The following is a 12,203-nucleotide window of genomic DNA, read 5'->3' as shown; positions in this document are numbered from 1 at the left end:
CAGCGCCGAGAGCAATCGTTCGCGGCATACGGAGGGAACCTCATGACCGGCACCTCAGAAGCTTCGGCGGGGCTCTCCTGGGAGGAACTGGTCACGACCGCGCTGCTCGGGACGGACCGGCGTACGCCGCCGGGGGCCGGTTCGGGCCGGGAGGCGCCCGTGGCCTTGCTGGACGCGGCGGCCGTGGAGACCGTGCGGCGCCGGGCGGGGATACGGCCGGTGCGGGCGGCGGCACGGCCGGAACCGGTGGCACCGGACCGCCGTCCCCCGCTGCCGCCCGCCGCGGCACGACGGCTGACGACGTTGCTCACCGACCGGCCCGGCACGGGCGGCGGACGGCGGGGCACGGCGCCCGATCTGATGGAACTCCTGCCCCAGTGGCTGGCATTGGCCAACGCACACGGTTACGCGGCGCCCCCGGAAGCTCTCCCCGCGTTGCTGGACGCGGCGCGCGGCCGTACGGATCTGCGTCCCGCCGTCCTGGCCTTCGCAGGCGCGCGGGCGCTGTGGCTGGCCCGGCTGAACCAGGACTGGCGCTTCGCGCTGCGGGCCGCCCCCGGCGGGGGCGCGGCGCTGCCGGGTCCGGACGAACCCGAGCGGGTACGGCGGCTGTGGCAGGAGGGCCTGTTCGCCGAGCGCGTCGCCCTGCTCACGGCGGTACGGGCCCGGGACGCCGCCTCGGCACGTGAGGTGCTGTCGGCCACCTGGCCGACGGAGCGGGCCGAGGACCGGCTGATGTTCCTCGACACCCTGCGTACGGGACTGGAGGCGGCGGACGAACCCTTCCTGGAGGCCGCGTTGGGCGACCGCAGCCGGAATGTGCGGGCCACGGCGGCGGAGTTGCTCTCCGCGCTGCCCGAATCGGCGCTCGCGCGGCGGATGGCGCGGCGGGCGGCGGCGTGTGTCGCCGTCGATCACGCGGGCGCCACCCCGTCGGTCGCCGGGACCCCCACACTCGTCGTCGAGGCCCCGCACGAGTGCGACCCGGGCATGGAACGCGACGGCGTGCTGCCCAAGGCCCCGGCCGGACGGGGCGAACGCTCCTGGTGGCTGGGCCAGTTGCTGGAGGCGGCACCGCTCGGGACCTGGCCGGGGCGGTTCGGCGGGCGTACACCGGAGGAGATCGTGGCGCTGCCGGTCGCGGACGACTGGCGGAGCGAGCTGCACGGGGCGTGGTGCCGGGCGGCGGTGCGGCAGCGCGATCCCGGGTGGTCACGGGCGCTGCTGGGGGCGCCCGCCACTCCGGAGGCCGGCGGGCCGGGGGCGGTGTCCCTGGCCGAACGGGCGAAGCTGCTGGCGACCTTGGACGGCGGCGAACGGGCCGAGTGGGTGGCGGGGTTCATCGCCACCCACGGCTTGTCCGAGGCGTTTCAGCTGCTCGGGGTGTGCGCGGTGCCGTGGGCTCCACCGCTGGGGCGGGCCGTGGTGGACGCGCTCAACATCGCCCGGGACGCCGGCAGTTATCCCTGGAGCTTCAGCGGGGTGATGGGCCTGGCGGAGCGCTGCCTGGACCCCGCGGAGGCGGAGCGGCTCCAGTCGCTGACGGCCACGCCCGAGGACGCGGAGGATGCGGCACCGGGGGCGGGCGGCTACTGGGCCGAGGCGTTCCAGCGGCTCGCGACGACGCTGCGGCTGCGGGCGACGATACGGGCCGAGTTGGAACCGGGGAGCGTGCCGTAGCCGGGGGCGCCTAGTAGCTCGGGGGGTGGGGTTCGTCGGCGGGTGCGGGTCCGGTGGGGCTTCTCGCGCAGTTCCCCGCGCCCCTGAAAAGCAGGGGCTGCGCCCCATGCTTTTCGGCCCGAAAGGCCCGCAGCCCGTGAGGGCCTGCGGGCCTTTCAGGGGCGCGGGGAACTGCGCGAGCAACCACGACGCACCCGCACCCGCCGACGAACCCCACCCCCCGAGCTACTAGGCGCCCCCCGAAGACGGCCGCGCATGCCCCCGCACCCACTCCACGATCGACGCCATCGTCGCCCCGGGCGTGAAGATCTCGGCGACCCCCTTCTCCTTGAGCGGAGCGACGTCCGCCTCGGGGATGATGCCGCCGCCGAAGACGAGGATGTCCTCGGCGTCGCGCTCCCGGAGGAGTCCGATGACGGCGGCGAAGAGCGTGTTGTGGGCGCCGGAGAGGATGGAGAGGCCGATCGCGTCGGCGTCCTCCTGGATCGCGGTGTCGACGATCTGCTCGGGAGTCTGGTGGAGACCGGTGTAGATGACCTCCATACCGGCGTCGCGCAGCGCCCGCGCGATCACCTTGGCCCCGCGATCGTGGCCGTCGAGTCCCGGTTTGGCGACCACCACACGGATCGGACCGGCTGCCGCACCCATCACTGCCTCCACGAAACGACTACATCAAGCCATAGCGAACACTGGCGCACACACCGCCCGAATCACGCACACCACGCACACCACGCACATCCCACGCAACCCGCGCACCCCGCACATCCCGGCTCCGGGGCCATGGAACACCCCTCCACACCGCACCCGGCGCAAGTAAACGAACGTTCTCTCCAGCATCGTGCAAGCGGCCGTTTCGCGGCGCCGGGCGAGGGGGAAATCACACGGTGGGACACGTTCGCCGCGCACTGCTCCCGGTTTCCGCGGCTCACGCGTCGCGGGGACCGAGGTGATCACGGAGGTGATCGCGGCATCCGGACCGTTTCCGGGCCGCCGGCCAGAGGCTCCCGTGGCGTGCGCGCCACGGGGAAGCGTGCGCACAAGGAGAGCCGTCGGAAGGATGCCGCACCGACCCACCGCCCGAGGGAGGCCAGGGCGAGGGAGCGGATCGGCACCGGCAGACGGCGGAGGGCAGGGCAGCGGGGATTCAGGAGCACCGAACCCCCGCCGCGTGATCGACGCCTGACACGTCGCGCACGCACCGCACGTCACGCACGCCACACGCGCCGCGTCACGTCGCATCGCCCCACCGTCCGCCGCCCGCACCGCGGCTCTTCACTAGGGCACACGGGGGACAGAGGCGTCCGCCCGTCTGCCGACGGGAGGTCGGGCATGCAGGTCACCAGGGCGGTCGCGCCCCTTCTCCCGCTCTGCGAGCGATTTCTGCCCACCCGGCTGCCGGGCCTTTCCATGGCCCTTCTCAAGGCGACCGCACTGGAGTTGGCGATCCTCGCGGGGCATCTGCTGCTGTACCCCTCGGGAATGACACAGGAGCGCCGCGTCACGCCCACGCTCCCGCCGGCCGACGCGCCCCGGCTGCCGACCGAGGAGAAGCCCCCGGTCGTCCTGCTGCACGGCTTCATCGACAACCGCTCGGTCTTCGTCCTGCTGCGCCGCTCCCTCGCGCAGGCCGGCGGCCGGCACCTGGAGTCGCTCAACTACTCGCCCCTGACCTGCGACATCCGCGCCGCGGCCGAGCTGCTCGGCCGGCACATCGAGGACATCTGCGAGCGCACGGGCCAGGAGCGGGTGGATGTCGTCGGGCACAGCCTCGGCGGCCTGATAGCCCGGTACTACGTGCAGCGGCTCGGCGGCGACCACCGTGTCCGCACTCTCGTCACCCTCGGCACCCCGCACGGCGGCACCCGTGCCGTGCCGCTGGCGGACGCGCACCCGATCGTCCGCCAGATGCGGCCGGGTTCGCAGGTGCTGGAGGAGTTGAAGGAGCCGGCGCCGGGCTGCCGTACGCATTTCGTGGCGTTCTGGAGCGACCTCGACCATGTGATGGCTCCGCTGGAGACGGCCTGCGTCGACCACCCGGACCTGATGGCACAGAACATCCAGGTCACCGGTATCGGCCATCTCGCCCTGCCCGTGCACCCCGCCGTCGCCGCAGGCATCCGGGAAGCCCTCGACACCCCGCGGACGCACGCCCGCGCCACCGCCCGCCCCGGCGGCCTGACCGTGGCCTGAGCATCCGGCGGCCCGAGCACCCGGCCACCCCGACAGCACGGCGGCGGCCCCACCAGCTCGGTGACGTACGACACAGGGCGGCGAAACAGGGACGTACGGCGTCAAACATGACGCACGCCCACACGCCCCCGTCACGCACCCGACGCGCGACACCCCACCCGACGACATCAACGCGCCCCCGTCCGACGCACCACCACCCGGCGAAACGTCTCGCCCCCGGCGGCACGGGCGTCTCACACCCCTCACACAGCAAGCCAGTTTCGAACAACCTTCGAACGCAAGGCCAAAGTCGTGCCCACAGACCGCCGAAAGACGCTCGAATGCCCGTTTCCTGCGCGCGTGAAACCCGTTGAAGATTGTCGCGCCCGCATACCGCCGGGTACAGTCACCGCACTGCTCTGCCAGCCCCTGTCGTCGAGGCGAAAGAGAAGTTGGTGAACGATCGTCACCCGTCGGGGACCGCAACACCCCCGGCTCCGGCTTCCGAAGCCGACCCGGCGCACTACGCGTCGTACGGCCACCAGGAAGCCACGTACGGCGACTTCACCACGTACGGCGACTACCCCGCCACCGGTTTCGACTCCGGCAACGGCGCCCAGGCGACCGTCACCGGGACCTTCGCGACCGACCCGCTCTTCGGTGACCTGCCGGGCAATGACACCGGCACCGGCACCGGCACCTACGACGCCTCCCAGTGGGCGACGGGCAGCCACCAGACGCTGAACTACGACCCGTACGCCGCGCAGCACCAGGCCGCGTACGACACGGGCAGCTACGACACGACGTCCTGGTCCGCCGGTTACGAGCACCTCTCCCAGGTCCCGACGCAGTCCACCGGACCCGACGCGAGCGGGCAGTGGGACGCGAGCGGCTGGCTGCAGGCCGAACAGTCCGACGAGTCCGGCCAGTTGGGGCAGTCGGACCAGACCCAGCAGTGGATCGGCACCCAGCACTTTGACACGGGCGCGTTCGACGCCACACAGTGGAACAGCGACGGCACCCCGGCGGGTGACGAGCACGGCGGTTCCGCGTCCGAGTCGTACGAACACGCGGGCAGCGGCGCCGAGTCGTACGACGCGCACGAGCACCCGCAGACCGTCATGGTGGATCTGTCGGGCGTGGACCTCTCGGCCGAGGCCGCCGACTTCCACCAGCAGGCGACCGCCACCTTCGAGCAGATCGCCCCGTACGACCAGGACGAACACCACCTCGCGGACGGCGAGTTCGAGACCGACGACGCGGACCGCGGCGCCGTTCTCCTCGACGGCGAGGAGGAGGTCGTCCCGGCCGCAGCCGCAGGCGCGAGCCCCGGCCGGGCGGCCGGCCGCGCGGCCTCCCGGTCCCGCCGGAAGCCTCCGGCCAAACGTTCCGCCCTGCTGACCGTGGCCGTTCCGTCGGCCTGTGTCATGGGGGTCGCGGGCATCGCGGCGGCCTCGGTCGGCGCCACGTCGGACGACACGGAGACGACGGCGTCGGTCAAGTCGGACGACGCCACGGCCGTGAAGCCGTCCACCGCCAACAACCAGCTCGACACCCAGCTGGAGAGCCTCTCCGCCGAGGCCGACGACTTCGCCGACCGGGCCAGCCGGACGCAGGAGCGCATCGACCTCAAGGCCCAGCAGGAGCTGGAGCAGAAGAAGGCGGCGGCCGAGGCGGCCCGCAAGGAGCGACTGCGGCCGAAGTTCGCGCTGCCGGTCGCCCGCCACGGGCTCAGCGCGTACTACGGACAGTCCGGCGTCAACTGGATGTCCCTGCACACCGGCATAGACTTCCCCGTCACGTACGGCACCCCCGTGATGGCCGCGACCGACGGCACCGTGCGCACCCAGTGGAACAGCGCCTACGGCAACATGGTCATCGTGACCGCCAAGGACGGCACCGAGACCTGGTACTGCCACCTCTCCACGTACAAGGTCGCCTCCGGTACGACGGTCAAGGCCGGCGACACCATCGCCTACTCCGGCAACTCTGGCAATTCGACCGGCCCGCACCTGCACTTCGAGGTGCACCCGGCGGGCGGCTCCGCGATCGACCCGCTGCCGTGGCTGCGCAGCCACGGACTGGACCCGACGTAACCGCGACCGGCACGCGGGACAGCAACGAGGAACAAGGAACATGACTCGGGCCCCTGCTGAGCAGGGGCCCGAGTCATGTCACCTGGCCGAAGGCCTCACCGAAGGACCGCCGGCTACAGCTTCTCCACCGGCGCGTAGCGCAGCAGCAGCCGCTTGGGCTTTGCGTCGCCGAAGTCGATCGTCGCCTCCGCGTTGGCGCCCGCGCCCCCGACACCGACGACCGTGCCGAGGCCGAACTGGTCATGGGTGACGCGGTCGCCCACCGCGAGCGAGACCACCGGCTTCTCGTCGCCCCGGCGGGTCGCGAAGCCGGACGCGCCGGAGGCCGAGGAACGGGAGCGGGAGGACGACAGCGAGGACACGATCCCGGAGGCCGGTCCCGAGGACACCGGCGCGGTCGCCCCGGTGCGCTTCCACTCCAGGTGCGTGGCCGGGATCTCCTCCAGGAAGCGGGACGGCGGGTTGTACGAGGGCTGGCCCCAGGCGCTGCGGAGCGCGGACCGGGTGAGGTAGAGCCGCTCCCGGGCGCGGGTGATGCCGACGTACGCGAGCCGGCGCTCCTCCTCCAGCTCCTTGGTCTGGCCGAGGGCGCGCATGTGCGGGAAGACGCCGTCCTCCATGCCGGTCAGGAAGACGACCGGGAACTCCAGGCCCTTGGCGGTGTGGAGGGTCATGAGCGTGATGACGCCGGAGCCGTCCTCCTCGTCGTCCGGGATCTGGTCGGAGTCGGCGACCAGCGCCACCCGCTCCAGGAAGGCGGGAAGTCCGGCGGGCGTGACGGCCGCCGCCTCGCCCTCGGTCTCGCCCTCCGCCGCACCGGACTCCTGCTCGAACTCCAGGGCGACGGCGGCGAGTTCCTGGAGGTTCTCGATACGGGTCTCGTCCTGCGGGTCGGTGGAGGCCTGCAACTCGGCGAGATAGCCGGTGCGTTCGAGCACCGCCTCCAGGATGGTCGCCGGTCCGGCGCCGGACTCGACGACGGTCCGCAGGTCCTCCATCAGCGTGTTGAACCGCTTGACCGCGTTCGTCGACCGGGCCGCCATGCCGTACGCCTCGTCGACCCGCTTCAGGGCCTGCGGGAAGCTGATCTTCTCGCGCTGGGAGAGGGCGTCGATCATCGCCTCGGCGCGGTCGCCGATACCGCGCTTGGGCACGTTGAGGATGCGGCGCAGCGGGACGGAGTCCTCCGGGTTGGCGAGGACCCGCAGATACGCGAGGACGTCCCGGACCTCCTTGCGCTCGTAGAAGCGGACGCCGCCGACGACCTTGTACGGCAGGCCGACGCGGATGAACACCTCTTCGAAGACACGGGACTGGGCGTTCGTCCGGTAGAAGACGGCGACGTCACCGGCCTTCGCGTCGCCCGCGTCCGTCAGTCGGTCTATCTCGTCGGCGACGAACTGGGCCTCGTCGTGCTCGGTGTCGGCGACATAGCCGGTGATCCGGGCGCCCGCGCCCGCGTTGGTCCACAGGTTCTTGGGGCGGCGGGACTCGTTGCGCTCGATCACCGCGTTGGCGGCGGAGAGGATCGTCTGGGTGGAGCGGTAGTTCTGCTCCAGCAGGATCGTCGTCGCGTCCGGGTAGTCCTCCTCGAACTGGAGGATGTTGCGGATGGTCGCGCCGCGGAAGGCGTAGATCGACTGGTCGGCGTCACCGACGACGCACAGCTCGGCCGGGGGGACGTCCCACTCGTTGGGCGGGACGTCCACCGGGTGCTCGGAGGTACCGACCAGCTCTCTGACCAGGGCGTACTGGGCGTGGTTGGTGTCCTGGTACTCATCGACGAGGACATGCCGGAAGCGGCGGCGGTAGTGCTCGGCGACGTCCGGGAAGGCGCGCAGCAGATTGACCGTCGTCATGATCAGGTCGTCGAAGTCCAGCGCGTTCGCCTCGCGGAGGCGGGACTGGTACATCGCGTAGGCCTGGGCGAGGGTCTTCTCGAAGCCTCCCCCACTCTCGGCTCCGCTCGACCGGGAGGTGCCCCCAGCGGCCTGGGCGGCGAAGTCCTCCTCGTCGATCAGCTCGTTCTTCAGATTGCTGATCTTGGCGCTGAAGGACTTGGGCGGGAAGCGCTTCGGATCGAGGTCCAGATCACGGCAGACGAGCGCCATCAGCCGCTTGCTGTCGGCGGCGTCGTAGATCGAGAAGGAGGAGGTGAAGCCGAGCTTCTTGCTCTCGCGGCGCAGGATGCGTACGCACGCGCTGTGGAAGGTCATGACCCACATCGCGTGGGCGCGCGGGCCGACGAGCTGCTCGACGCGCTCCTTCATCTCGCCGGCGGCCTTGTTGGTGAAGGTGATCGCGAGGATCTGGCCGGGATGGACCCGCCGCTCGCCGAGCAGATGGGCGATGCGGTGGGTGAGCACCCGGGTCTTGCCGGAGCCGGCGCCCGCGACGATGAGCAGGGGTGATCCGGCATGCACCACGGCCGCACGCTGGTTCTCGTTCAGCCCGTCCAGGAGGGCCGCCGCGTCGATCGCGGGGCGGGGAGCGCCGTCGCGGTAGTACGCGTCACGGTCCGGTGGCGCGTCGAACTTCCCGCCGAACAGATCGTCCGGAAGCGGCTCCGGTACGTGATCGTCCTCGGGCGGCGGCGGGGGTTCCTCCGCGTGGCCGCGGGGGGCCTGGAGGTCCGCCAGGAAGCTGTCGTCAAAGAGGCTGCTCATCGCTCTCCGAGTCTAGGCGCCCCCACTGACAGCGAGAGGCCGCCCCGGGAAGTCCGCACTCGTCCACATCCGCCACACACCGCGACCGCCGTACGACGGTGAGCGAGCGAGCCTACCGCCTCTCGCGTCGAAGAGGCTAAGGTCACGAAAACGTATCGGGCATATCGAACATCAACCTTCACACGGGCCACACGAGTTGGCTAGCTTTTTCCCCAGGACCGTACGACCCAACCGGCGAACGTCGCCGGGCCGCACGGCCTCCGCCGAGTCCGGTACGCCTTACGTGGGCGCCGGAGCCGGGGACCCACCGATCCTCCGGGGTGAATCGGCCCGACCGCCGCACGCGGCAAGGGCCGTAGGGCAAACCTTCCGAAGCTTGCGCCCGAACCCGACAGCTAACTCGGTAGGCGGACAACGGAAGGAGACGCCGAACCATGGCGCCGCACCGCAAGCCGCGTCCGGCCGGCCGGACGCGCGCGGGCATCCGCACCCCCGCCCTCGCCACCGCCGCCCTCACCTCCGTGGCCCTGCTCTCGCAGACCGCCACGGCCGCGCCCTCGACCGACGACAAGCCGAGCCTGGAGGAAGTCGAGAAGAAGGTCGACGACCTCTACCGCGGGGCCGGGGCGGCGACCGAGGGCTACAACGCGGCCAAGGAGAGGACGACCAAGCAGAAGAAGCAGGTCGAGACCCTCCTCGAAGCCGTGGCCAAGCGCCAGGAGAAGCTCAACGACGCGCGGGAGGAGCTGGGTTCGTTCGCAGCGGCCCAGTATCGCGACGGCGCGGCGGCCCCGGACCAGGCCTCGCTGCTGCTCGCGGACAACCCGCAGGACTACTTCGACCAGAACCAGCTGATGGACCGTTTGACGGACCGCCGGCAGGACGCCGTCGACGCGTACGTCACCGAGCAGGCCGAGGCGACGGAGCAGCGCCAGGAGGCGAGCGACGGCCTCGAACAGCTCACCGAGACGCAGAAGACCCTCAAGGCCCGCAAGGCCACGGTCCAGGCGAAGCTGGCCGAGGCCCGCGAACTGCTCTCCACCCTCACCGTCGAGGAGAAGACCCGGCTCGCCGCGATCGAACAGCGCGAGCAGGAGGAGGCCGACCGCAAGGCCGAGGAACTCGCGCGGCAGCAGGCGGCGGCACAGCCGGCCCAGGAGACCCGGGACGACCAGGGAACTCAGGGGAGCCAGGGAACTCAGGGGACGGTCCAGGAGGAGACCTCCACCGGTACGGAGACCTCCACCGGCACCACCACCGAGACCGCCGCCCCGGCCGAGGACTCCACCTACGCCTCGAAGGCCGCCAAGGCCCTCGCCTTCGCCCGCGCGCAGATCGGCAAGCCGTACGTCTGGGGCGCCACCGGCCCCGGCTCCTACGACTGCTCAGGCCTCACCCAGGCCGCCTGGAAGGCCGCCGGCGTCGACCTCCCCCGCACCACCTACGACCAGGCCGGCACCGGGACCACCGTCTCCCTGGCGAACGCCAGGCCCGGCGACCTGATCTTCTTCTACGACAACATCGGCCACGTCGGCCTCTACATCGGCAACGGCATGATGATCCACGCCCCGAAGCCCGGCACGTACGTCCGCGAGGAGTCGGTCTTCTACGACGGCGAGTCGTCGATCCACAGCGTGGTGCGGCCGGCGTAGACCGTCAGGTCCAGAGCACCGCGATGAAGACGTTCACGACGGTCAGGGCGCCCACGAGTCCGAACAGCGGCTTCTCCACCGTCTCGTCGTCCCGCTTCACATAGACCAGTCCGAGGATCACGATCAGCAGGGCGAGCTTCACGCCGATCTTGATGTTGTCGACGGGCTGGTCGTCGGCCTGGTTGAGGCCGACGAGGAGGGCGCCGGTGACCAGCATGGTGAGGGCGCCGTGGAGCATGGCCGGGACGAAGCGGGCGGCGCCCTGCCCCATGGCCTTCAGCTGGGTGAGGAAACCGCCCAGGAGCGAGGCGATGCCGATGATGTGGAGGGCGACGAGGATGTGGATGAGGACGTCCATGCGCGGAGCCTAGTGAGAGGCCCGCGCCCCGTCGGGCACGGGGGCGGGCGAGACGCTTCACCGATCGTGCATATATGCGCCGCATAGCACCGTCCCACCTCCGATAGGTCCGAAATCGCCGCATCGGTCATCGCGCAGCGTGAAGTCGGCGGCGCCCCGGCGGGATCACGGTCACATACGGTCACCTCACGGTCGGTGCGCGCCACTTCCGTACAACGCGTTACCGGCCCCTCACAGCCAGGTTTAGCGTCCTCCCTCAGGTGACCGGCTCCCCACCGCCGCCCGGGCCAGGGGCGGCAGTCGGCCACCCCCGCCGAGAAGGTCCGGCGGCGTCCCGCTCCCCCTGTGCGGGCCGCCGCCGGACGTGTCACCGCTCCCCCCAGGCGGTCCGTACGGACAGACCCTGTCCGTACCGCGGACGGCGGTCGTACGGAGAGGACACGCACCCCACGTGGCAGCGCACCGCAAGCCCAGACAGCGCTCACTCGGCGGCCACACGGTCCGCACGGCCGCGACGTTCGCCCTCGCGGGCGCGGCGACCGCGACCGGCTTCGACGGCACCGGGCACGCCGATCCACAGCTCACGCCCGACCAGGTCAGGGCGAAGGTGGACAAGCTCTACCAAGAGGCCGAGGTCGCCACCGAGAAGTACAACGGCGCGAAGGAGAAGGCCGACAAGGCGCAGGAGAACCTCGAAGAGCTGCGCGACCAGGCCGCCCGCCGCACCGACCGGCTCAACTCGGCCCGCGACGAACTCGGTTCGGTCGCGGCGGCGCAGTACCGGGGCGGGGGCATGGACCCGTCCTGGCAGCTCGCCCTCTCCGCCGACCCGGACCAGTACCTGGACGGCGCCGCCCTCGCCGAGCGCGTCGGCAGCCGGCACTCGGCCGATGTGGCGAGCGTACGGAAGCAACTGCTGGAGATCGAACGGCTGCGCGGCGCCGCCCGCGTCGAACTCGGCACGCTCAAGACCCGCCAGTCGGAGCTGAAGCGGCACAAGAAGACCGTCACCTCGAAACTGACCGACGCCCGGCAGTTGCTCGACCGGCTCGGCACCGAGGACCCGGCCCGGCTCGACGCCCCGGGCGGCACCGCCGGGCACGCCTCCCGCTCCTCCGCCTCGGCCCGCCGCGACCTCACCGGCCCCGCCTCCCCCGTCTCCGCGTCCACCGGGGCCCCCAACTCGCGCGCCGCCGCGGCCGTCTCCTACGCCTACTCCAAGCTCGGCAGCCCGTACGTCTGGGGCGCCACCGGCCCCAACGCCTTCGACTGCTCCGGCCTCACCCTCGCCGCCTACCGCGCCGCCGGTGTCTCCCTCCCCCGCACCACCTACTCCCAGATCGCCGCCGGCCGCCGCGTCGCCCGCTCCGAACTCCGCCCCGGCGACCTCGTCTTCTTCTACTCCGGCATCAGCCATGTGGGCATCTACGTCGGCAACGGCCAGATGATCCACGCCCCGAACCCATCGGCCCCGGTCCGCGTGGCCCCTCTCGACGAGATGCCGTACGCGGGGGCCACGCGGGTGGTCTGAGCCGGGGCTCAGCCAGGCGGCCTCGGCCCGGGGAACGGGCCGGGCCGGGCC

The 12,203-nt window shown here is 71.6% G+C and carries 8 protein-coding genes and 1 riboswitch; of the genes, 5 read left to right on the top strand and 3 right to left on the bottom strand.

Going from position 1 to position 12,203, the window contains the following annotated elements; genetic code table 11:
• Nucleotides 1-42: 42 nt before the first annotated feature.
• Nucleotides 43-1,680: a DUF5691 domain-containing protein gene (locus tag J8M51_RS38735; RefSeq protein WP_267299873.1), complete on the top strand. Its 1,638-nt coding sequence runs from the start codon at nt 43-45 to the stop codon at nt 1,678-1,680.
• 228 nt (nt 1,681-1,908) lie between these two features.
• Here J8M51_RS38735 and J8M51_RS38730 read toward each other — a convergent pair whose 3' ends face one another.
• Nucleotides 1,909-2,328, bottom strand: coding sequence for a cobalamin B12-binding domain-containing protein (locus J8M51_RS38730; protein ID WP_267299872.1), 420 nt, complete (start codon nt 2,326-2,328; stop codon nt 1,909-1,911).
• A gap of 681 nt (nt 2,329-3,009) precedes the next feature.
• On the opposite strand from J8M51_RS38730, the gene J8M51_RS38725 reads away from it, so the two are divergent.
• Nucleotides 3,010-3,870 carry a lipase family alpha/beta hydrolase gene (locus J8M51_RS38725; protein WP_267299871.1) on the top strand — a complete coding sequence of 287 codons (861 nt, stop codon included), beginning with the start codon at nt 3,010-3,012 and terminating at the stop codon, nt 3,868-3,870.
• A 434-nt stretch (nt 3,871-4,304) separates the two neighbouring features.
• Nucleotides 4,305-5,945, top strand: coding sequence for a M23 family metallopeptidase (locus J8M51_RS38720; protein WP_086762140.1), 1,641 nt, complete (start codon nt 4,305-4,307; stop codon nt 5,943-5,945).
• A gap of 113 nt (nt 5,946-6,058) precedes the next feature.
• Here the strand turns inward: J8M51_RS38720 and pcrA are convergent, their stop codons facing one another.
• A complete protein-coding gene (gene pcrA, locus J8M51_RS38715; RefSeq protein WP_086762138.1) occupies nt 6,059-8,611 on the bottom strand; it encodes a DNA helicase PcrA in 2,553 nt (850 codons plus the stop codon).
• Nucleotides 8,612-8,862: 251 nt separating this feature from the next.
• A riboswitch (cyclic di-AMP (ydaO/yuaA leader) is annotated at nt 8,863-9,036 on the top strand.
• A gap of 9 nt (nt 9,037-9,045) precedes the next feature.
• Here pcrA and J8M51_RS38710 point away from each other — a divergent pair.
• Nucleotides 9,046-10,263, top strand: coding sequence for a C40 family peptidase (locus J8M51_RS38710; protein ID WP_267299870.1), 1,218 nt, complete (start codon nt 9,046-9,048; stop codon nt 10,261-10,263).
• A 4-nt stretch (nt 10,264-10,267) separates the two neighbouring features.
• Here J8M51_RS38710 and J8M51_RS38705 read toward each other — a convergent pair whose 3' ends face one another.
• A complete protein-coding gene (locus J8M51_RS38705; RefSeq protein WP_086762176.1) occupies nt 10,268-10,621 on the bottom strand; it encodes a hypothetical protein in 354 nt (117 codons plus the stop codon).
• A 451-nt stretch (nt 10,622-11,072) separates the two neighbouring features.
• Between J8M51_RS38705 and J8M51_RS38700 the strand changes: the two genes are divergently transcribed.
• Nucleotides 11,073-12,152 carry a C40 family peptidase gene (locus J8M51_RS38700; RefSeq protein ID WP_086762174.1) on the top strand — a complete coding sequence of 360 codons (1,080 nt, stop codon included), beginning with the start codon at nt 11,073-11,075 and terminating at the stop codon, nt 12,150-12,152.
• Nucleotides 12,153-12,203: the final 51 nt, after the last annotated feature.

Origin of the sequence: Streptomyces griseiscabiei, assembly GCF_020010925.1 — a bacterium.
Classification (GTDB): domain Bacteria; phylum Actinomycetota; class Actinomycetes; order Streptomycetales; family Streptomycetaceae; genus Streptomyces; species Streptomyces griseiscabiei.
Note: the sequence above shows the minus strand (reverse complement) of the source record. Positions and strands in the feature narration are given on the sequence as shown.

Bases quoted from the DNA above. Each gene is read 5' to 3' on its own strand.
- J8M51_RS38735 (WP_267299873.1), top strand. From the start codon at position 43: ATGACCGGCACCTCAGAAGCTTCGGCGGGGCTCTCCTGGGAGGAACTG.
- pcrA (WP_086762138.1), bottom strand. From the start codon at position 8,611: ATGAGCAGCCTCTTTGACGACAGCTTCCTGGCGGACCTCCAGGCCCCC.
- J8M51_RS38705 (WP_086762176.1), bottom strand. From the start codon at position 10,621: ATGGACGTCCTCATCCACATCCTCGTCGCCCTCCACATCATCGGCATC.
- J8M51_RS38710 (WP_267299870.1), top strand. From the start codon at position 9,046: ATGGCGCCGCACCGCAAGCCGCGTCCGGCCGGCCGGACGCGCGCGGGC.
- J8M51_RS38725 (WP_267299871.1), top strand. From the start codon at position 3,010: ATGCAGGTCACCAGGGCGGTCGCGCCCCTTCTCCCGCTCTGCGAGCGA.
- J8M51_RS38730 (WP_267299872.1), bottom strand. From the start codon at position 2,328: ATGGGTGCGGCAGCCGGTCCGATCCGTGTGGTGGTCGCCAAACCGGGA.